We start from the raw sequence: 21,009 nt of genomic DNA on the forward strand, positions 1-21,009 counted from the left end.
CAAACCTATGCTAATAGCTTATTTTATTAAAAATATTAAAGATATTTTGTAAAAAAATACTCTCAAAAATTCCTAAAGATAGCCTAAAATTTGTTATCATATTAACTATCATTTTTAGTTATACAGATAAGCTACCAAATAATGATTTTAATAGATGGTAAGTCTCTCTCAAATGACCTCAAAGAGAGATTAGCAAATAAAGTCCAAGAATATAAGCATAATACAGCAATAACTCCAAAACTTATCGCAATAATTGTTGGTAATGACCTGGCGAGTAAGACATATGTGGCCTCGAAAGAAAAAGCTTGTGCCCAAGTTGGTATAGATTCCCAAGTGATTACACTACCAGAGCATACGACAGAGTCAGAGCTTTTGGAGCTGATTAATCAGCTAAATAATGACTGTAGTGTTAATGCGATTTTAGTGCAGTTACCACTACCAGCACATATCAACAAAAACAGTGTAATATATAGTATAAAACCAGAAAAAGATGTTGATGGTTTTCATCCTACAAATGTTGGTAGACTACAGCTTAGAGATAAAAAATGCCTAGAACCTTGCACACCTAAAGGTATCATGACTATGCTAAGAGAGTATGGTATAAAAACAGAAAGGGCCTATGTGGTAGTTGTTGGTGCAAGTAATGTTGTAGGTAAACCAGTATTACAACTACTACTAAATGCTAAAGCTACTGTGACAACTTGTCATAGATTTACAACTGATCTTAAATCACATACTACAAAAGCAGATATCCTAATTGTTGCAGTTGGCAAGCCTAACTTTATCACAGCTGATATGGTCAAAGAGGGTGCTGTAGTTATCGATGTTGGTATTAACCACGTTGATGGTAAGATAGTTGGTGATGTTGATTTTGCCGCTGTCAAAGATAAGGTCACAGCGATTACTCCAGTACCTGGAGGGGTTGGGCCAATGACAATTACTGAACTTTTATATAATACTTTTCAATGTTGCAAAGAGCAAAATGAGGAATCAAACTAATGGCAGGCCTAAAATATGAAGATGCTGGTGTAAGTATCGAAGCTGTCAATCAAGCTGTAGAAAGAATGAAGGATCATGTCAAAAAGACTTTTACCCAAGATGTTTTGATAGGTTTAGGTAGTTTTGGTTCTTTATATTCACTAAAAAATATCATCAACAATTATCAAGATCCTGTACTAGTACAGTCTATAGATGGGGTTGGTACTAAGACAAAAATTGCGGTAATGTGCGGCAAGTTTGAGAATCTTGGTTATGATCTTTTCTCAGCAGCAACAAATGATATCGTTGTAATGGGCGCTAAGCCAATTACATTTCTAGATTATGTCGCGCATGATAAGCTTGACCCTGCGATTATGGAAAAACTTGTTAATGGGATGTCAAAAGCTTGTGCTGAGTGTGGTGTCTCGTTAGTAGGTGGTGAGACCGCTGAGATGCCTGGAGTATATCAAGCTGGTGAGATTGATATGGTTGGTGTTATCACGGGTATAGTTGATAGAAATAGGATTATTAATGGTGAGAATATCAAAGAGGGTGATATCATCTTTGGTCTTAGCTCATCAGGATTGCATACAAATGGTTATTCTTTTGCGCGTAAGCTATTTTTTGATGTAGCAGCTAACAAACATACTGATACCTATCCAGAGTTAGAGGGTAGAACTATTGGTGATGTGCTACTTGAGCCACATATTAACTACACTAATATTATTAATGATTTCTTGGATAATGATGTTGGTATCAAAGGTATGGCACATATCACTGGTGGTGGGTTTATTGAGAATATTCCACGCGTATTACCACAAGGATTAGGTGCTGAAATTGTCAAAGATAGTTTTGAAACGCCAGCTATTTTTAAGCTAATGCAGAGAATAGGTGATATTAGCGAGTTTGAAATGTATCGTTCATTTAATATGGGTATTGGTATAGCCATAATTGCTAGCCAAGATCAGTTTGACAAGATGCAAGATTTAGCTAAAAAGCATACTAATACAAAACTATATCAAATTGGTAAAATCACAAACTCAGGGAAGGTAGAAATTATCTAATGCTTGATAAACAAATCATTGCTAATAATATAAAAAATGTTCTCAAATCAACAAACCTTGATATTAAAAATAAATATATAGGTAAAGTAAGAGATATGTACTTTACTGATGACAAGAGTATTTTGATATCTACAGATAGGCAATCTGCTTTTGATAGACCTTTAGGTTTTATTCCATTTAAGGGACAAATTCTTGCTCAATCATCAGTGTGGTGGTTCAAAGAAACTGCGCATATTGTCAAAAACCACTTTATAACCTCTCCAGATCCAAATGTTGTCATCGCGAGAAAAGCAAAAATACTACCGATCGAGTTTGTAGTTAGAGGTTATATAACTGGTTCGACTTCGACATCTTTATGGACACATTATCAAAATGGTAGTCGTGACTATTGTGGAAATATCCTACCAGAAGGTTTAAAGAAGAATCAAAAGTTATCGCATAATATTCTAACCCCGACAACAAAAGAGCAAAATCATGATCGCCCAATTTCAGCAACGGATATAGTCAAAGAGGGTTGGTTAACTCAACAGCAGTGGGATTTTGCTTCACAAAAAGCTCTAGAACTTTTTAAGTTCGGGCAAAAAAAAGCCTTAGAACATGGTTTAATCTTGGCAGATACTAAGTATGAGTTTGGCATTGATGAGAAAACTGGGGAGATTATTTTAATCGATGAGATTCACACCCCAGATAGCTCAAGATTTTGGTTAAAAGATAGTTATGCCGAGAAGTTTGCCAAAGGTCAAGAACCTGAAAATATCGATAAGGAATTTTTTAGACTATGGTTTACAAAAAACTGTGATCCATATAATGATGAGGTTTTACCACAAGCACCACAAGAGCTAGTTGTAGAGTTATCACAAAAATATATAACTCTTTTTGAAATGATAACAGGGCAAAAGTTTGAAGTACCTAGAGATTTAGAAAATATAAATCAGCGTATTGTTAAAAATGTTACAGATTATTTGAATATGGAGAAGACAGTGAATATTCTTCTAGTAGGATCAGGAAGTAGAGAGCACGCGATAGCAGAAGCTGTAAACAAAAGCACTATTGAAAATAAGCTTTTTTGTATAAGCACAGCGATTAATCCTGGGATAGAAAAGTTAGCGCAAGGCTATCTCGATGATATTTGTAATTGTAATCAAGTGCTTGAGTATGCAAAATCACAGCATATTGATATTGCAATTATCGGTCCTGAGGCACCACTTGAAGTAGGTCTAGCAGATGTACTTAAAGCAGAGGGGATTGGTGTAGTTGGACCAACCAAAAAATTAGCGCAAATTGAAACTTCGAAAGGTTTTACTAGAGATTTGATTCGTGACTATGGTATTGGCGCTAATCCATTCTTTAAAAAGTTCTCGACAATGGATGGAGTCGAAGAGACTCTAAGAGAGTATCAAAATCAATTTGTCATAAAAGCTGATGGTTTGTGTGGTGGTAAGGGCGTACTGGTCTGGGGTGATCATTTGCATAGCCTTGATGAGGCGATTAGACATTGTCAGTCATTAGTAGATGTAGGCAAAGAGTTTGTTATCGAGGAGAAACTTATTGGTCAGGAGTTCTCGCTAATATCATTTACTGATGGTAAAAATTTTATCCATATGCCAGCAGTGCAAGATCATAAGCGTGCACATGAAGGTGACAAAGGCCCAAATACTGGCGGTATGGGTACTTATTCTGATGCTAATCACAGTTTACCTTTTTTATCTGATTCTGATATCGAAACAGCAAAACAAATCAATGAAAAAATTATCAAAGCTTTAGCCGATAAGTTTGGTGAACCATACCAAGGTATCCTCTATGGCGGCTTTATGGCAACTAAGGATGCTACTAAAGTGATTGAGTATAATGCGCGTTTTGGTGATCCTGAAGCTATGAATTTACTTAGCTTACTAGAGACAGATTTTGTTGAGATTGCTAAAGCTATTACACAAGGTACACTCGATACAGTCAAGGCTAAGTTTAAAAATCAAGCAAGCGTATGTAAGTATCTAGTACCTCTTGGTTACCCAAATCAATCAGTTAAGAACTTTAAGATAGATATTTCGCAATGCCCTGATAATGTTGAGCTTTTCTTGGGTGCTGTTGATTATAAAGATGGCAAGCTAATTGGTACAGGCTCTAGAGCTATAGCTGTACTTGGCTTAGGTGATACTATTGCTGAAGCGGAACAAAAAGCAGAAAATGCTGTCAAAAATATTTATGGTAAACTATTTCATCGTCCAGATATTGGTACCAAAGAGCTTATCAATAAGCGTATCAAACACATGAATTTGCTGCGTGGTAATAAATATCAGGAGCTTAAATAAATAATGTCTAAGCTAAATCTTGTTATATTAGGCTCTACACGTGGGACTAATATGCAAGCTATAATAGATGCGATAGCAAATAAGCAACTAAATGCTCAGATAAGCCTAGTAATCTCAAATAAACAAAATGCTTATATATTACAAAGAGCAATGCAGCATAATATCGTAACTAAGCTTATCGCAGCTAAAGGCGTATCTAGAGAGCAGTCTGATGAACTGCTTGTAAGAGAAATTAATAAGTACAATCCTGACTTGATTTTACTGATAGGTTTTATGCGTATTCTAAGCCCTGTATTTGTCAAAGCTTTTAAAGGTAAAATTTTAAATATTCATCCATCATTGTTATCAAAACATGCTGGATTAATGGATTTGGCAGTACATCAAGCGGTAATAGCTGCTGGTGATAGTGTTTCTGGGTGTACTATTCACCAAGTAACTGAAGAGGTTGATGGTGGCGATATTGTTCTACAGCTTAAGTGTGATGTTACTAAAGATGATACTGCCGAGAGCTTAAAGACTAAGGTGCAAGCTTTGGAGAATGAGGCTTGGGTTGAAGTTATTAGAAACTGGCATTTAAAAGAATGAATTTAAATGTTTATATACTATTTCGTCACTTAGTGCGTAAGTTTTGATGACATGCTTTTAAATTGTAAAAAAAGTATACAAAAATACTAGCACATGCTATCACTAAATTATCAAATATTGGTAGTTACAAAGCTCGACAAGCTCAAACAACCGTTAATTGATAATAGCTTTAATCACAAATGTGTTTTGAGTATTAATGATTAGTTGGTATTCTAGGAAAATAGAGGATAACATATTTTTTAGCCTAAGAGGAGATAAGAAATGAGTGTAGATGTGGGTGTAATAATGGGCTCTAAATCTGATTGGAGCACAATGAAAGAGTGTTGTGCTATCTTAGATAGTTTGGGCATTAGCTATGAGTGTGAAGTAGTATCTGCGCATCGAACTCCAGATAAGATGTTTACTTATGCTGAAACTGCTAAAGATAGAGGTCTTAAAGTTATAATAGCAGGAGCTGGCGGTGCCGCGCATTTACCTGGAATGGTTGCTGCAAAAACTGCCTTACCAGTATTAGGGGTACCAGTTAAATCAAGTACACTTAATGGACAAGATAGTTTATTATCAATAGTGCAGATGCCAGCAGGTATTCCAGTAGCTACTTTTGCAATTGGTATGGCAGGAGCAAAAAATGCAGCACTTTTTGCTGCTAGTATCTTGCAACATACAGATGCAAATATTGCAAAAGCGTTAGCTGAGTTTAGAGCTGAGCAAACTCAATTTGTTTTGGATAATCCTAATCCTAGGGAGCATCAATAATGAAAATAGGTATTATCGGATCTGGGCAACTTGCAAGGATGTTAAGTCTAGCAGGTACGTCTTTAGGTTTAGAGTTTCATTGCCTTGGTAAGGCAGGAGACTGTGCCGAAGAAGTAGTCAAAACTGTCACGGATATTGAGCTAACAAAGGTAAATGATGTTGTAGCTTGGGTAAAGCAGTTTGATGTGATAACTTTTGAAAATGAAAATATATCTCATGAACTTATCAAAGCGATAAATCATGAGGTAAATGTGTATCCATCAGCTAAGGCTATAGCTATTTCTCAGGATCGTTTACTTGAGAAATCTTTTATGCAGGATCATAAGATTGCTACAGCAAAGTTTATAAATATCGATAGTTTGACAATACTTGAAAGCACTATTAGTGAATATGGTCTACCAGCTATACTTAAAACACGCCGATTTGGCTATGATGGCAAAGGTCAGTTTATAATTAAATCGCAAGAGGATATCACTAAAGCATGGGATGCACTCAAGGATGCGCCAGGTGGACTTATTTATGAAGCTTTTGTTGATTTTGATTATGAAGTTTCACAAATATGTACAGCTGATCTTAAGGGTAATATTGCCTTTTATCCATTAGCTAAAAATACTCATAAACTGGGTATTATTGTTGAATCTGAAGCTCCTTTTGAAAATAGTGTACTTGCCGAAAAAGCACAACAAATTGCTAAAATTCTAGTCAAGGAATTTGCTTATGTTGGTACATTAGCGATTGAGTTTTTTGTCAAGAGTGATGAGCTAATTGTCAATGAAATAGCGCCGCGTGTGCATAATAGCGGTCACTGGAGTATTGATGGGGCAGTTACATCACAATTTGAGAATCATGTGCGTGCTATTACTGGATTGATTTTAGGTGATACAACTAGCCGTAAAACAGTTATGCTAAACTGTATTGGTGCAATGCCAGCGACAAAGGATCTAGCTGCTTTAGATAGAGTTAAAATTCATAGCTATAATAAAGCATCTCGCAAAGGGCGTAAAGTAGGTCATTTAAATCTTAATTTAAATGATGAAACTGATGAATATCAGCTACTGCAAGCTAAAAAGTTAATTGCGTTATCTGAGAATCTATAAAAGGAATTTTTAATCATGATGAATGAGAATTACCTATTAGATAATTATGAAAGACCAGTTCTTGAAACTCCTGATAAAAGTAAGAAAGTATTATTACACTCTTGTTGTGCACCTTGTGCTGGTGAAGTGATGGAAGCGATGGCTGCTTCTAGTTTAGAGGTTACAATATATTTTTATAACCCTAATATACATCCAAAAGAAGAGTATATGATCAGAAAAGAAGAAAATAAAAGATTTGCTGAGAAACTTGGTATGCCTTTTGTTGATGCTGATTATGATAAAGATAGGTGGTTTAAGCTAGCTAAAGGTATGGAGAGTGAGCCAGAAAAAGGTATTCGCTGTACAATGTGTTTTGATATGAGGTTTGTTAAAACAGCTGAATATGCTAGTAGAAATGGTTTTTCTGTAATATCTAGTACATTAGGGATCTCTAAGTGGAAAGATATGGATCAGATAAATAAATCTGGTAAAAAAGTAGCGGATCTTTTTAGTAATATGTATTATTGGGACTTTAACTGGCGTAAACAGGGAGGCTCATACAGAATGCTAGAGATCTCTAAAAAAGAACAGTTTTATCAGCAAGAATATTGTGGTTGTGCATATAGCTTGAGAGATACTAATAATTGGCGTCAACAAAATGGTAAAGAGAAAATTAAAAGAGGTGTGAAATACTACTCAAAGTAATTATATTTGATTGATTTTTTGAAATTTTTAGACTGGCAGTTTTTCAGTTTAGAGATGTTTTCAATAATGTTTGATAACTGATATATATCTGGCACTACATTTGCACCAGCATTTTAGGTTGATAATTAATATCAAAAGCATCCTTTATCCAATTAATACCATTTTCATTTATTGATTAAACCAAAACGACATTGGTAATCTTGAAATTACTGATTCTTTTATAAGAAGATATTTGCACTGTTTATAAGTTTGCTGCTTGCTATAGGTAAGCATTTCTTCAGCTTGAGCAAACTTAGTTTTGCTACGATATTTTACTTCAGCAAATACTAGTTTATCTTTATCTAAAGCAATTATATTTATTTCACCATACGGTAAAGTTTTGAGCTAGAATTTGTAGTGTTTGAGTTTGCAGAAATTTACACGCTTTTAATTCTGCTTGTTACCAATTTTGTTGTTTGCATAATTTAATTAAGTTTTGTAGTGACAGAATGTTTCTGTCTTTAAAATAAAAATTTGATCAGTTAACTGTATTGTGAGATCCTAAAATAAGTTCAGGATGGTACAAAATTATAAATTAACTAATACCATTATGTCTAAGTAGTGCTTCTTCGTTTGGTTTTCTACCCATAAATGCGACAAAGTTATCCATAGCATCACGCGATGATCCCTTAGAAATAATATTTTCTAATAAATCATTGTCAACTTTGTTGCTAAGTATTCTCTCTTGCTCAAAGCGCGAGAATACATCGGAAGATAAGATCTTTGCCCATTTATAGCTATAGTAGCCCGCAGCATAGCCACCAGCAAAATATGTGAAAAGCCATTTTGGAATCTATTGTAATTAGGTACCCGTAGTAGATTTATTTTTGCTCTGATATTATCTAGCTCTTTTTGTACTTCAGCTGCGGTTGTTAGTTTTTTATGGTGAATATTCATATCAAATATACCAAATTCAAGTTGTCTAACCATCGTCAACGCTGAATGAAAGTGCCTAGTACCTACAAGTTTATCTATCTGTTTGTTACTTAGTGTTTTACATTTCGTGATCCTGATATAAGTGTTAATCCCTCTTCACACCAGCAGAAATTCTCCATAAATTGGCTTGGTAACTCAATAACATCCCACTCTACACCATTTGTGCCAGATATGGAAGGGATAGTTACTTGTGATAATATATGATGTAAAGCATGACCAAATTCATGAAAGAGTGTAATAACATCATTGTGAGTTAGATTTGCACCATCTTTTGATGTTGGCAGGAAATTACAGTTAACATAAGCAACTGGATTTTGTTTTGAACCACTAGAGTTAATAAAGGCAGTACGAGAACCATCCATCCATGCTCCACCGCGTTTGTTATCGCGCGCAAAGAAATCACAAATTATGCTACCAATGTATACATCATTTTTATAGAAATCAAAAGTTTGTTGCTCAGCTATATATTTTGTATATTGAGTATTTTCTTTTATCTCTAAAGCATAGATGTGCTTAAGTATTTTAAATAATCTTTCTAGTACTTTTTCTAGAGGGAAGTATTCTCTTAACTCTTCTTCTGTAAAGTCGAATTTAGCTTTTTTGAGTTTTTCAGAATAGTATGCTGTATCCCAAGGTTGCAGTGCATCAATAAGTCCAGCATCTTCAGCAAATATACGCAATTCATTGAGATTTTTTTTGCTTGAGGTAGAGATTTTTCTAGAAGCTTATTTAATAGCTCTAAGATTTGCTCAGGAGTTTCAGCCATTTTTGTAAAAAGCGAATTCTCAGCATAACTGTCAAAGCCAAGTATTTCCGATTTCTCGATACGTAATTTTAGGATTTTTTCAATAATTTCATCATTGCCAAAGCTTTTATTATCAGCTTCTTTTGAAGCTTTTGTGCAATATGCTTTGTAGAATTTACGAAGTTTTCGATTATCTGCTTGTTGCATTACAGCCAAGTATGTTGGGATGTCTATACCTAAAGCATATTTTTCAGCGATATTTTTTTGCTTAGCCTTAGCTTTTGCTGATTCTATAGTATTTTCTGATAGGCCTTTAAGTTCTTTTTCATCATTAGTAGTATAGAGCCAATCCATAGTCGCATCTAGAACATTATTTTCAAATTTGGTGCTTAGTTGAGCGAGTTCTTGAGAGATTTGTTGTAATCTTTTTCTCTTATCTTGATCAAGATTCACACCTGATTGTTCAAATCCGATAATAGCTTTACGCACTGCTTGAGCTTGTTCACTAGATAAATTATCTTTTTGGATTTGTTTGTAGATAAATCCTTGTTTTGTCCTAACTTGGTATAATAATCTGTAAGCTTAGCTATAGCATATTCATAACTTTCACGCAGCTCTTTGGAATTACAAACAGCATTCATGTGTGAGATCGTTGAAAATGCTTGGCTTATTTTTTCATCATCTTCTTCTAGTTTTAGTAATGTCTGCCAACTAGGATTTTGAGTTTGTAGTGCTTTTTCAAAGTTAGTTTTTGCTTGGCTAAAGAGATAGTCTATTGCAGGCTTTACTTCATCTACTTTAAATTCAGCAAGTTTAGGTAAGTTAGAGTCTTCAATTATCGAATTCATAGTCGCCTCAAAATATTGTTTAGATATACTATTGATAAGTTATAATCTTATATATGTTAACTACATTGTTATAATCAAGGTTTTTTTGCTATGATGACTTTACAAGAAGAAAAAATACAAGCACCAGTTTTTTTTAAAGAATATATCAAAGGTAGGTTTATACTTAATATAGGTGAATATAATCATCCGTTGATTCTATCAGCTACACAAGTGCTAGCGTATCAAGATAGAATTGATGATATCCAAAGTATCAAAAAAAGTCATCTTGATATTATTTTAGCGACTAATCCCGAAATAATATTGATAGGTACCGGTGAAAAACAACTTTTACTTCCTATTGAAATAATTAATCAAATCGCAAAAGCAGGTAAAAGTGTTGATTTTATGGCTAGTGATACTGCTTGTAAGACATATAACTTACTTGTCAATGAAAATCGTAATGTTAGCTGTATAATCATTTAATAAACAGTTATTTATTTTATTGTAATTAATGTTATAATCAAGTTTGAGTATATGTGAATATGTATAAAGTAGAGGAGTGTCTATATGAAAAAAATAATCAAGCTTAGTCTTTTATCTTTGTCAATCGCAGGTTTAGCTAGTTGTTCTACTTTAGGTTTATGTCGTTCTGATGATTCAAAAGCACCAGCTAAAGATACTGCTGAACAAGCAGCTACATCAACAGCCGTAGCTAAACCAACTGCAAAAATAAATTTAAAAAAACTTGGTCAGGTTAAAATAAAAGCAACTGTATATACAACATATAACAATAACCCGCAAGGAAGTGTAAGATTACAATGGCAAGCTCCTGAAGGCTCTAAGTGTCATGATACTAGCTTCTCAATCACTAAGTATGCTGAGAAGAATGATAAGACTTGGGCAACTGTGACAGTTAAGCAAGGCAACAACTACTGTGCTGGTAAATGGACAGCTAATGTAGTTTATGATAAAGAAGTAATAGCTTCTGACTCAATAAATGTTTAATTTCTTAAAATATCTATAATTTTTCTTTTTCTCAAATAAATAACATTATAATTAGGTTCTGTGAACAAAATTTACCTAAGTTGAATAAATTCTACTAGCATGAGCTATAACCCCTAAGAAAGCACTGTAAGGCTTATCAAATTTAGAGAATACTCATCTAAAGTACTTAATTTAGAAAAGAAGTTATTAGGTAAGGCAGTATAATACTATAGTCTTTAGTATAGTTATTTCTGCAAGGTATGATTGGCATTGCCATTAATTCTTAACCACTAATACAAGCGTTATTTTACGCTCAATGACGATTGCATACCAGTTTTAAGTACGTAATATACAGCCTCACAAATGTCCTAAGCTTTTGTAAGTTACTTGTATATAAACATTTTTGAACTTATAAAAATAAGTAATATAGGTGAGCAATTAGATTTAGGAATATGGTATTTTATTTGTGCTTGATTTATTTAGCTTCTAAAATTATGTCTAACTATATTAGCCACTAATTACAAATTTTTATTCATAGAACCTAATTTTACTTAGTTATAATTTTGGCTTTTTTCTAAATAGGTTTGTTATACTTGTACGCTTAATGAAAAATATTATATTCTTAGTAGTGACATTATCTATGCTAATTGGACTTAGTTCATGTGCACCAAACACAACTAAGCAGATACAGCACTACGGCAGACACAAAATAGTTTAAATAATAAAGCATCAGAAAAACTCGCAAAGATAAATAGTCTACGTATAAAAATTGCCAAATATTGACTCGAAGCGGATCAACTACAAAAATAGTCTAATAGCTTAGCAGATGATATCGCAAATATTAATAAGGCTTATAGTAACTTTAAAGATCCTAATAGTGATAGTGCTATAGCTGTCAGTAAAGAGTTAATTCAAAGAACCCTGCAAAAGGTCAATATTAATAAAAAATAAGCCAATATAGAACATTAGCAAATGATTATCAGGCACAGATATTATGCTTTAAAAGCAATTTCACAAACACAAGCTAATCAAGCAGTAAAAAGTATTGCAGCAAATTAGTGAGTTAAAATTACAAGTTAAATAGATAAAATTATTTTTATTATTGTAATACTAATCTTCTTTACTTAAACACTCTAGCTGTTAAAATATAAGATTATCTATTGTATAGTTTCATTTTATGAAAAAGAATATTTTCACTTATTTGTTAATCATAGTTGCTCTTATTAGCTTTATGTTAGCTGGTTGTATATCAAAAAGTGAAAAGCTAAGTGAGTTAGAAAAAAATCAAAAGCAGATGCAAAAAGAGATGACTACTATTGAACAAGAAGCAAAAGAAGCTAAGCAAAGAGCAGAAAAGTATGAAAAACTTATTGATAAATATAAAAACCTTTTAGAACAGAAAGAACAAGAACTTAATCAGCTTCAAGCTACATATGTAAAACTAAATAATAAAGATGAAGCTTTGCAAGCTAAAAAAGTTATTCAAGAAAAGTTTATAAAGAGTGCTCAAGATTCGGTACATTTACAAAAAAAGATTAAAACGCTATACTAAGAAGGCAAATATCTATAAAGAGAAATCTCAGCAACTAGATGAGAAAGCAAAGCAAACTCAAGAAAGAGTTGAGAAAACAACTCAATAAATTGAAGAAATAAAAAAAGAGATTGGTGCTTAGCAAGAACAAACTCAATAAAACAAATATAATAGGGTAATACTAATGAAAAAAATTTTACTTTTTACTTTAATGACAGCAACTTTAGCAGGTTGTAGTAAATTTAATGCTTTTATTGATAAGTTTTATGATTCTGATAATTCCATAAAGGTTAATCCTGATGATAATCTTGATAATCCAGATCAAGATAGTGAAGTTGTTGCTGAAGATAAGCCAACATCTACACTAAAATTAAAATATAAAGCTGCAACACATGAAATTGATGCTAGGATAATAACAAATTGGAATGGCGCACCACAGGGAACGATATATCTAACATGGATAGCACCTAAAGATACTAGTTGTTATAGCACATCATTTCCTATTACTAAATTTAATGAAACCCAGGATTACACTGTTGATAGTCAAAGTGTTCTTAGTGATTATAAAGTCTGTGATGGTACATGGACAGCTATAGTAGTCAATAAGTCAGATAATTCAGAGCTTGCTAAGGCTTCTTTCGAAGTCAAATAATTTTTTATAAGAATTAAGTTGATATTTTTGCTAAACTATCTCAATTAAGTTTCAACCTTGTGTGATAATTAGTGAGAGATTACCTAAAAAAATATCTTACGCTGATTGTATTTTCTATTTTTTAACTCTAGTAATTTTCTTTGTTTTTTTAATGCCTTTTATGCATTATACTGTATTGAATTTAGTTAAAATATCATCAGGTGGTACTGTTTATTTTAACGATATATTAACAGCTAATATTTACTTATTTATATATAGATATTATATTTTTTATATAGCACTTTGTGTCGCTAGTGTAACTGTTTTTATACATAAAAAAATATTTTCTGAGGTGATCGAGTTATTTGGTAGTTTTAGTCGTGTGCTTAGATATGCAATAGCTTTATTCTTCATATTTGGGATTATATCATCGGCTTTTGCGATATCACCTTCTATAGCTTTAAAGGGTGTAAGTGTAACATTTTTACAATTTTTTTGTGTATTATTTATAGCTGTTTATATTAGGGATAATTCTAAAGCAGTAAGATTTTTTTATACAATTATTTTACTATCTTTAATATTCTTTGGTGGATCTTTATTTTTACAATTATCTTGAGCTAATTACTCTGTATATGGATCATATATTGCTGGTAATATTCAAAAAGTTTTATTGTATATGTATAACTGCTTAAATCCTCGCTTTTTAGATAATTATTTTAGCTGGTTTATGCCATTGCTACTTTTACCTTGGTTTATTGATTTAAGACCTATATATAAACTTAGTTCGTTTATAGCTTTGACTTTAGCATGATTTATCTTAATAAATCATGCTTTTAGAACAATATTTGCGAGTATGTGGTTATATTGCCATTGTTTTATATTTTTGCGCGAAGCTATTTTAAAATAGCATTTATAATGCTTGTTCTAACTTTAGTTTGTGGTGGTTTGCTAGAGTTATTCTATAATTATTTTATAGCTGTTGCAGATATTTCAAATGTTAAATCCTCAGCAGATCTTATAAAAGGAGGCTTTAGTGGTAGAATTCCTCTGTGGAAAGAAGTTTTTTGGGTAGGAGTTGAGCATCCTTTAACTGGAGTAGGACAGTGGAATTATCTAGCAATCACTAAACGCCCGGATGGTTATCCACATAATCTGTTATTAGAAATATGGTCACAGTGGGGTATTCCCGCATTTATATCTGCTGCTGTAGTTATTATTACATCTGTTAAAAACTTACGCAAAAAATGTTTAGAGAAATGCTTGAATCCTTATCAATGTATATTTGTGATGATGTTAACAGCTGGAATGATTGATGGGATGCTAAATGCAATGTTTAAAACATCTTTAGGCTTATTTGGTTGTGTCTTTGTGTTTGGCTTTTGTTTATCTATTTTTGTAAAGCAGCCTCGACAAGATATAGGTGTAGCAGTTACAAGCTATATAGTAGTTGGATTATCAATATTTGCTAGTATATTTTGTATTGCAATTTTACCACTTATATTTCCACCTTTGTGGATATGATGAGTTATTTTAATGTACGGGATATCGATAGAATCTAAGCTCGAAAGTATATATTTTTATTTAGTTTCAAATGGTACAGCGTAGTCACACTCGCTATTAGGGCAAGCTTTCTGTTCACCATCTTTTTTGGTTGTTTTGTGTAACAGTATTGGTGAGTGGCATTTAGGGCACTCTTCTTTTGTTGGTGGATACCAATAAGCATTTTTACACTTAGGGAATCCTGCACAAGCATAGAAAACTTTACCTTTACGAGACTTTTTCTCAACAATATGATTTTTATTACACTTAGGGCAAACCACACCAGTATCTTTAGATTTTTCAAGAGGTTCCATATGTTTGCACTCAGGGTAGTTTGAGCAACCAATAAACTTACCATAGCGACCTTGTTTGATATGCAAATCAGAGCTACACTTAGGGCATTTTCTATCCTCTACAACTATAAGCTCCTCTTTCTCAACTTCTTTATTATCACTATCTACAGGGCGAGTATATTTACAAGTCGGATAGTTTGTACAGCCAATAAATTTGCCATTTTTTCCAAGCCTAAGTGATAACTTACTACCACATTCAGGACAGTCTTCATTAAGCTCTTCTTGCACAACATCTTTACGTGATACATCTTCATAAATTTTATTAATTCTCTGAATGAAAGGGTGCCAGAAGTTATTTAGCACACTTAGATAATCATTTTTGTGATGAGCAATATCATCAAGCTCTTTTTCTAAGCCTGTAGTGTAAGAGTATTCAACGTATTTTTTGAAATATTCAGTTAGGAACTTATTTACGATACGACCTCTATCTGTAGGGATAAAACGGCGTTTTTCTACTTCAACATATTCTCTTTGTTGTAAAGTTGAGATGATTGTTGCATAGGTTGAAGGTCTACCAATACTATATTTCTCTAATGCTTTAACTAAAGATGCTTCTGTATAGCGAGGTGGTGGCTCTGTTGAGTGAGCTTTTGTAATCACATCATTTAGTGTTATTTTTTCACCTTTTCCAAATTTTGGTAGAGTTATTTCCTCATTATCATCTTTGTCATCTTCATCTTTCTCAACATTGTAGATTTTCAAAAATCCTGCATCGACAATAACTGTACCAGTAACTCTAAACTTATGTTGAGCATTTTTGGTAATTAAATCTACTAATGTACTATTTAAAGTTGCGTGCTTCATTTGGCATGCAATAGTTCGATTATAAATTAGACTGTAGAGCTTAAACTCATCAGCAGTTAAAAACTGCTTTATTGACTCTGGAGTTTTATTTGCAGCTGTGACACGGATAGCCTCATGTGCCTCTTGAGCATTATGTGATTTTTTCTCAAAAACTCGTGGTTTAGCTGGTAACATATCCTTGCCATACTTTGCTTGAATAAAGTTTCTGATATCATCAACAGCATCGTTAGAAAGGTTTGTTGAGTCTGTTCTCATGTACGAGATAAGACCAACAAATTCACCATTGCGTATATCTATACCTTCATATAACTTTTGTGCTGTAGACATTGTTCTTTTAGCAGTAAAACCAAGTTTTTTTGAAGCCTCTTGTTGTAATGTTGATGTTATAAAAGGAGGATATGGGTTTCTGCGCGTTTTTTTCTCAGTAATACCATCAACTATCAAAAAGCCATCAGCATCTTTTAAAATACAAGCTTTGGCATTATCAGCAGCTTCTGCAGTTGTAAAAGTGAATTGTTCAACTTTGTTATTGTTAAATTCAATTAGATTTGCAAATATTTGCTTTTGTTTTAAAGTATCTGCCGTTAGACTCCAATAGCCTTGTTTGACAAAGTTTTCACGCTCTATTTCACGCTCAACAATCATTCTTAGTGCTGGACTTTGTACTCTCCCTGCCGATAGACTACTTGCGATTTTACGCCATAACAATGGAGAGAGATTAAAACCAACAAGAAAATCTAGTGCTTGACGAGCTTTTTGAGCATCAACTAAATCCATAGATAACTCTTTTGGATTTGCTATAGCATTTGTCACAGCTGATTTTGTGATTTCGTTAAACGTGACACGATAAACATTTTTGTCCTTAAGTAAGCGTGCATTTTTTAATACTTCTTGTACATGCCATGATATAGCTTCACCTTCTCTATCTGGGTCAGTAGAAAGATAAATATTTTGCGCATCTTTTACCGCCTTTTTAATTGCATCTAAATATTTTTTGCTTTTTTCACTAGTTGTGAATTTAATTTTAAAATTATCATTTACATCGATAGAGGTATCTTTGGATGGTATTTCGCGTACATGTCCAAATGATGCTAATATTTCAAATTCATTACCAAGATATTTTTTTATAGTTTTTGTTTTGGCTGGAGACTCTACAATTACTAAATTTTTTGCCATTTTAAACCTTTGAGATAATTTTTTTATAAAAAGAGTATTTGTGTTAATACTCAACAGTGAATTAATAAAATATAAGAAAACAACCAGCTTATCAATAGTTAATGTACAAAAGTTGGTTTTATAGCAGACAAATATAGACTATAATTTGCTAAGTATTTTATATAATAAAATAATTTGTATATTTTAAGGTATCTAAAAAATGAAGCAAAAAAATGCAAAAGTAGTTTCTTTGCTACAGCAAAAGGGTGGCTCAGGAAAAACTACAACAGCAATTAATATCGCCTGTGGTTTAAAAGAACTTGGCTATAAAGTTGCCGTAATTGATATGGATAAGGATAAGCCTGATGCTTACATGTGGCTGGCTAAAAATAATCAACCAAGTAATTTTGTCTATAGTCTTGATGAGAAAAATGTGCGAGAAAAAGTTATTGAGTTTAAGCAAGGCTTAGATTTTATTGTAATTGATACACCACCTAATTTCCAAACTGCCGCATTAAAATCAGCATTATTATCTGATCTGGTAGTTATACCATGTTCACCTAGCGGTATGGACTTATCAGGTCTTATAGAGGCAAAAGACTTGGCTCTAATTGCTGAAAAACCTTATAAATTCTTTGCTAACAGAGTATAAATCCAATCAAATATGGCAAAAAGCTTATTGGAGTTTTTTGAACGAGATGGTAATTTCTTTGAGGCTTATGTTTCTCAAAGTATTAAGTTTATTGAAGCTGAAGCTGAAGGTGTTTATGTCGGTGACTATGCTAAGCAGAGCAAAGTTCATATACAGATTAAAAAACTTGCAAGAGAAATAGTTGAGTTCTTTGGAGAGGATAATGGCTAAAAAAGTTTCTTTAATGAACCGTAAAATTAATCAAAAGATTCATGATACTATCTCTCAAGAGAAAAAAGATATCCTCAGAGTAATGCAGTTACAAGACTTAAATGAGCAGGCAAGTAAGGTTGGTCAGCTTTTTGAGTTACCTTTGACTATCGTAAAACCAGATGCTAACCAACCACGCAAAACATTCAAAAATATTGATTCTCTAGCAGGTAGTATCAAAGAAAATGGTGTAATTCAGCCAATCATCGTTACAGCGAAAAAAGCTGACGGGATTCATTATATAATAGTTGGTGAACGAAGATATTTGGCAGCTAAGCAAGCTGGTTTGACAATGATACCATGCATAGTTAGACAAGAAGAGTCTGATGCAAATATTGTGCTGTTACAGCTTTTAGAAAATGATCAAAGAGAAAATGTTTCCCCATTTGAAGAGGCTGATGCTTTAAGAGATTTGATAGAGAATAAAAATGTCAAAAAATCTGATATAGCTAAGGTGTTAGGTAGAGATAACAGCTGGATATCTATGCGCCTAAAGATAGCTGAAGCTGATGAGAATATTCGTGAGCTGTCAAATAGAGGTATTATTCAAGATGTTAGAACTTTGTATGAGCTTAAGAAGTTTGCTGAAGAGATACCACAGGGGGCCCAAGAGTTTGTCAAAAAAGCTCTAGAGAATAAGATATCAGGTTCATATCGTAGTGCAATTACTCGTTATAGAGATAATTGGAAGCGCAAAGCTGAAATTTAGATAGTACAAAAATCGATGTCATAACTATTAAAGATATCACTAAAGATGGTAATCTTTTAAAAATAAAAGGTTCACGTTGCGGAACGAAAAGTTATACATATACTTTTGAAATAACACCAGAGTTCAAAAAATACTGTTTGATACATTAATAAATTAATAATAAAAAAATCATATGAAAATAGCAATTTTACAAACAGACCATATCCTAAAACATCGTCGTGGAATTGCCGGTGGTAATTATCTAGAAATGTTTACCAATCTTTTTTTAAGTTGTCTGTAGTGGTTGATTTTGATATTTTTGATGTAACTATACATAGGAGTATCCACAAGACTATAATATAATATGGTGGTTTTATAATAACTGAAAGTAAATCTATAGCTTTTGATAATCTTGCTTGGATTGTCAAGTTAAAAAGCAGAAATAGTTAAACTTCATGATAGTTACAAGAAGATTATAGGTATTTGTTTTGGACATCAAATTAGCTCAAGCCCTAGGTGGTAGAGTTGAACGAGGATCTAAGGGATTTGCAGTTGGTGTGCGTAATTGAGATTTTGACTAGAAAGTCATGGATGGAGCCCTTTCATAGTTATTTAAGTTTGTTGTTTTACCATCAAAATATGGTTGTTGAATTACCGCAGGGAGCTGAACTTATAAGTACGAGCTATTACTGTAAAGTTCAAATGTTTTATATAAATAATCATATTCTAGGCATACAGGCTCATACAGAAATGCTTAAGGTTCAAAACCGTGCCCTTATCAAAGAATATCAAAATGATATAAAAAATGAGTTTCATCATGCTTTAGAAAGCTTAAGGATTAGAGATAATAGTTTAATAATATCCAATTGGATGGTTAATTTTTTCGAGTAAGGATTGAAATATGCGACAAATAAATAGGCTAGTAGTTTTTGGAGATAGTCTTTTAGATAATGGTAATATCATGAAAACACTAGATATACCAGTTAAGCCATACTATGATGGCAGATTTTCAAATGGGCTAGTCTCAACAGAGATTTTAGCTCAAATGCTTGCCAAAGATCAGAAGCTATCAGAGATAAAACATAAAAATTATGCGATAGGAGGTGCTTTGACACATGGTACGAATCCATCATCATTACTAAGATATCATTCTTTTGCTGTATCTGAGCAAATTGTCAGGTTTGAAAATGAAGAAGGGAGGTTTGCTGATGATGATCTTGTCGTTATAAACGGTGGGGCGAATAACTTTATGTTTATGCTTTACAATGAAATCCCGTATATAAACCTAGTACCAAAATTTAGAGTAGCTCGAGATCTTAGTAAGATTGTCAGAAAAGCTATAAAAATGGGAGCTAAGAATATAATATTGTGGAATATCCCAGATGTTACTAAGGCACCAGCATATAAAGACTATCTATCTAACTGGGTGGGTAAATTTTTTAGATCATACATGCAAATAAATGTTAATCTACAGAATGGTTTATTAAGGAATCGTGTTGCAGAATTACAAGCAATTTTTCCAAATATAAATCTTAAGCTTTTTGATTTTTATAGCTTATTAAATGATTGTGTTGAGAACCCAGCTAAATATGGATTTGAAAATGTTACTGGTGCCTGTGTCGATAGCTATGGTGGTGCGGATTCATTAGGTAATATTCAATATGATATAGAGATAATGGGTGATCCAGAGAGGTATTTATGTTGGGACTATTGCCATCCAACAGCAAAAGCCAATAGGTTGGTTGCAAGTAAAATGTTTGATTTATGGAAACATGATATATGAGTCAAGATTTAATAGCTCAGCTTGAGTTTATTAGTGAACTTGAAAAATTAAAAAAAGTTTATCACCAAACTTGGTTGCCATGTGATAGTAATCGTCATGAAAATAGTGTTGAACATAGTTGGTAAGTTGCCCTGTCTGCTAAGATTTTGATGTAGTATGCTAATGTCAGCTTAGGTATTGCTAAAGTTACCAAGATGCTTTTGATTCTGATATAGTTGAGATGTTATAGTGGTGATACTTTTGCGTTTGCTGATAGTCAAACTCTACACTCACAGAGACAAAATGAACTTGCTGCAATTAAAAATAGCTAAAATTTTACCTAAATCTCAAGGACAACAGCTAGAGCAGCTATGGCTGGAGTTTGATAGCGTGCAGACAAATGAAGCAAAATTTATAATGCTATAGATAGGTTAGTACCAGCAATACAAAACTTTAATAATAATAATGGAGGTACATGGAAAAAAGTATAGTATTTTTAAGGATAAAATCTTAGAAAGAAGTAAACACTTAAATGAAATAGCACTAAAATCATATGATTATCTACTTGACAAGTTTGAAGAAAACTTTGTAGGCGATTTTTTTAAAATAAGCTATTAAAATAAACCAATCTTAAAACTCTA

General features: G+C 32.8%; 12 protein-coding genes and 9 pseudogenes. 18 read left to right on the forward strand and 3 right to left on the reverse strand.

The features are described from left to right. The first annotated feature begins 141 nt into the window (after positions 1–141). The 7 genes from folD (at position 142) to C9379_RS03815 (ending at position 7,473) form a co-directional block, all read left to right on the forward strand. Complete coding sequence (folD, locus tag C9379_RS03785; protein WP_143384957.1) at positions 142–999, forward strand: bifunctional methylenetetrahydrofolate dehydrogenase/methenyltetrahydrofolate cyclohydrolase FolD; 858 nt, start codon at positions 142–144, stop codon at positions 997–999. Next, positions 999–2,042, forward strand: coding sequence for a phosphoribosylformylglycinamidine cyclo-ligase (gene purM, locus C9379_RS03790; protein WP_143384958.1), 1,044 nt, complete (start codon positions 999–1,001; stop codon positions 2,040–2,042). The genes folD and purM overlap by 1 nt, the downstream gene beginning before the upstream one ends. Next, entirely contained in the window at positions 2,042–4,351 is a 2,310-nt protein-coding gene (locus tag C9379_RS03795; protein WP_143384959.1) for a phosphoribosylaminoimidazolesuccinocarboxamide synthase, read from the forward strand. Before purM ends, C9379_RS03795 begins: the two co-directional genes overlap by 1 nt. Before the next feature lie 3 nt (positions 4,352–4,354). Then, positions 4,355–4,936: a phosphoribosylglycinamide formyltransferase gene (gene purN / locus C9379_RS03800; protein ID WP_143384960.1), complete on the forward strand. Its 582-nt coding sequence runs from the start codon at positions 4,355–4,357 to the stop codon at positions 4,934–4,936. Positions 4,937–5,197: 261 nt separating this feature from the next. Then, positions 5,198–5,692 (forward strand): 5-(carboxyamino)imidazole ribonucleotide mutase, encoded by a 495-nt coding sequence (gene purE, locus C9379_RS03805; RefSeq protein WP_143384961.1) that lies wholly within the window; start codon positions 5,198–5,200, stop codon positions 5,690–5,692. Continuing rightward, a complete protein-coding gene (locus C9379_RS03810) occupies positions 5,692–6,789 on the forward strand; it encodes a 5-(carboxyamino)imidazole ribonucleotide synthase (RefSeq protein WP_143384962.1) in 1,098 nt (365 codons plus the stop codon). The genes purE and C9379_RS03810 overlap by 1 nt, the downstream gene beginning before the upstream one ends. Before the next feature lie 18 nt (positions 6,790–6,807). Beyond that, positions 6,808–7,473 carry an epoxyqueuosine reductase QueH gene (locus C9379_RS03815; protein WP_143384963.1) on the forward strand — a complete coding sequence of 222 codons (666 nt, stop codon included), beginning with the start codon at positions 6,808–6,810 and terminating at the stop codon, positions 7,471–7,473. Between the two features lie 94 nt (positions 7,474–7,567). Here the strand turns inward: C9379_RS03815 and C9379_RS03820 are convergent. Next, positions 7,568–7,885 (reverse strand): annotated as a pseudogene (locus C9379_RS03820) (YraN family protein). 162 nt (positions 7,886–8,047) lie between these two features. Further along, positions 8,048–10,041, reverse strand: a pseudogene (locus C9379_RS03825) (M3 family metallopeptidase). 90 nt (positions 10,042–10,131) lie between these two features. Here C9379_RS03825 and C9379_RS03830 point away from each other — a divergent pair. The 6 genes and pseudogenes from C9379_RS03830 (at position 10,132) to C9379_RS03855 (ending at position 14,687) form a co-directional block, all read left to right on the forward strand. Then, positions 10,132–10,503 carry an Mth938-like domain-containing protein gene (locus C9379_RS03830; protein WP_070084268.1) on the forward strand — a complete coding sequence of 124 codons (372 nt, stop codon included), beginning with the start codon at positions 10,132–10,134 and terminating at the stop codon, positions 10,501–10,503. Between the two features lie 84 nt (positions 10,504–10,587). Then, positions 10,588–11,025, forward strand: a complete 438-nt coding sequence (gene lpnA / locus C9379_RS03835) for an outer member lipoprotein TUL4/LpnA (protein WP_143384964.1) — start codon at positions 10,588–10,590, stop codon at positions 11,023–11,025. 619 nt (positions 11,026–11,644) lie between these two features. Continuing rightward, a pseudogene (locus C9379_RS03840) lies at positions 11,645–12,088 on the forward strand (hypothetical protein). 93 nt (positions 12,089–12,181) lie between these two features. Then, positions 12,182–12,644, forward strand: a pseudogene (locus tag C9379_RS03845) (hypothetical protein). A gap of 75 nt (positions 12,645–12,719) precedes the next feature. Then, a complete protein-coding gene (gene lpnB, locus C9379_RS03850) occupies positions 12,720–13,187 on the forward strand; it encodes a TUL4 family outer member lipoprotein LpnB (protein ID WP_143384965.1) in 468 nt (155 codons plus the stop codon). Between the two features lie 151 nt (positions 13,188–13,338). Beyond that, a pseudogene (locus tag C9379_RS03855) lies at positions 13,339–14,687 on the forward strand (O-antigen ligase family protein). A gap of 56 nt (positions 14,688–14,743) precedes the next feature. Here C9379_RS03855 and topA read toward each other — a convergent pair. Continuing rightward, positions 14,744–17,038 (reverse strand): type I DNA topoisomerase, encoded by a 2,295-nt coding sequence (gene topA, locus C9379_RS03860; RefSeq protein ID WP_143384966.1) that lies wholly within the window; start codon positions 17,036–17,038, stop codon positions 14,744–14,746. A 199-nt stretch (positions 17,039–17,237) separates the two neighbouring features. Between topA and C9379_RS03865 the strand changes: the two are divergent. The 5 genes and pseudogenes from C9379_RS03865 (at position 17,238) to C9379_RS03885 (ending at position 20,986) form a co-directional block, all read left to right on the forward strand. Beyond that, positions 17,238–17,879, forward strand: a pseudogene (locus C9379_RS03865) (ParA family protein). Further along, positions 17,872–18,784: pseudogene (locus tag C9379_RS03870) on the forward strand (ParB/RepB/Spo0J family partition protein). The pseudogenes C9379_RS03865 and C9379_RS03870 overlap by 8 nt, the downstream one beginning before the upstream one ends. A 15-nt stretch (positions 18,785–18,799) precedes the next feature. Continuing rightward, positions 18,800–19,497 (forward strand): annotated as a pseudogene (locus C9379_RS03875) (glutamine amidotransferase-related protein). A 10-nt stretch (positions 19,498–19,507) separates the two neighbouring features. Next, complete coding sequence (locus tag C9379_RS03880) at positions 19,508–20,389, forward strand: SGNH/GDSL hydrolase family protein (protein ID WP_143384967.1); 882 nt, start codon at positions 19,508–19,510, stop codon at positions 20,387–20,389. After that, a pseudogene (locus C9379_RS03885) lies at positions 20,386–20,986 on the forward strand (HD domain-containing protein). The gene C9379_RS03880 and the pseudogene C9379_RS03885 overlap by 4 nt, the downstream one beginning before the upstream one ends. Positions 20,987–21,009: the final 23 nt, after the last annotated feature.

It is taken from the genome of Francisella-like endosymbiont (assembly GCF_003069505.1).
Lineage (GTDB): Bacteria > Pseudomonadota > Gammaproteobacteria > Francisellales > Francisellaceae > Francisella.

Coding starts and splice junctions, on each gene's coding strand:
- folD (WP_143384957.1), top strand. CDS start 142: ATGATTTTAATAGATGGTAAGTCTCTCTCAAATGACCTCAAAGAGAGA.
- purM (WP_143384958.1), top strand. CDS start 999: ATGGCAGGCCTAAAATATGAAGATGCTGGTGTAAGTATCGAAGCTGTC.
- C9379_RS03795 (WP_143384959.1), top strand. CDS start 2,042: ATGCTTGATAAACAAATCATTGCTAATAATATAAAAAATGTTCTCAAA.
- purN (WP_143384960.1), top strand. CDS start 4,355: ATGTCTAAGCTAAATCTTGTTATATTAGGCTCTACACGTGGGACTAAT.
- purE (WP_143384961.1), top strand. CDS start 5,198: ATGAGTGTAGATGTGGGTGTAATAATGGGCTCTAAATCTGATTGGAGC.
- C9379_RS03810 (WP_143384962.1), top strand. CDS start 5,692: ATGAAAATAGGTATTATCGGATCTGGGCAACTTGCAAGGATGTTAAGT.
- C9379_RS03815 (WP_143384963.1), top strand. CDS start 6,808: ATGAATGAGAATTACCTATTAGATAATTATGAAAGACCAGTTCTTGAA.
- C9379_RS03830 (WP_070084268.1), top strand. CDS start 10,132: ATGATGACTTTACAAGAAGAAAAAATACAAGCACCAGTTTTTTTTAAA.
- lpnA (WP_143384964.1), top strand. CDS start 10,588: ATGAAAAAAATAATCAAGCTTAGTCTTTTATCTTTGTCAATCGCAGGT.
- lpnB (WP_143384965.1), top strand. CDS start 12,720: ATGAAAAAAATTTTACTTTTTACTTTAATGACAGCAACTTTAGCAGGT.
- topA (WP_143384966.1), bottom strand. CDS start 17,038: ATGGCAAAAAATTTAGTAATTGTAGAGTCTCCAGCCAAAACAAAAACT.
- C9379_RS03880 (WP_143384967.1), top strand. CDS start 19,508: ATGCGACAAATAAATAGGCTAGTAGTTTTTGGAGATAGTCTTTTAGAT.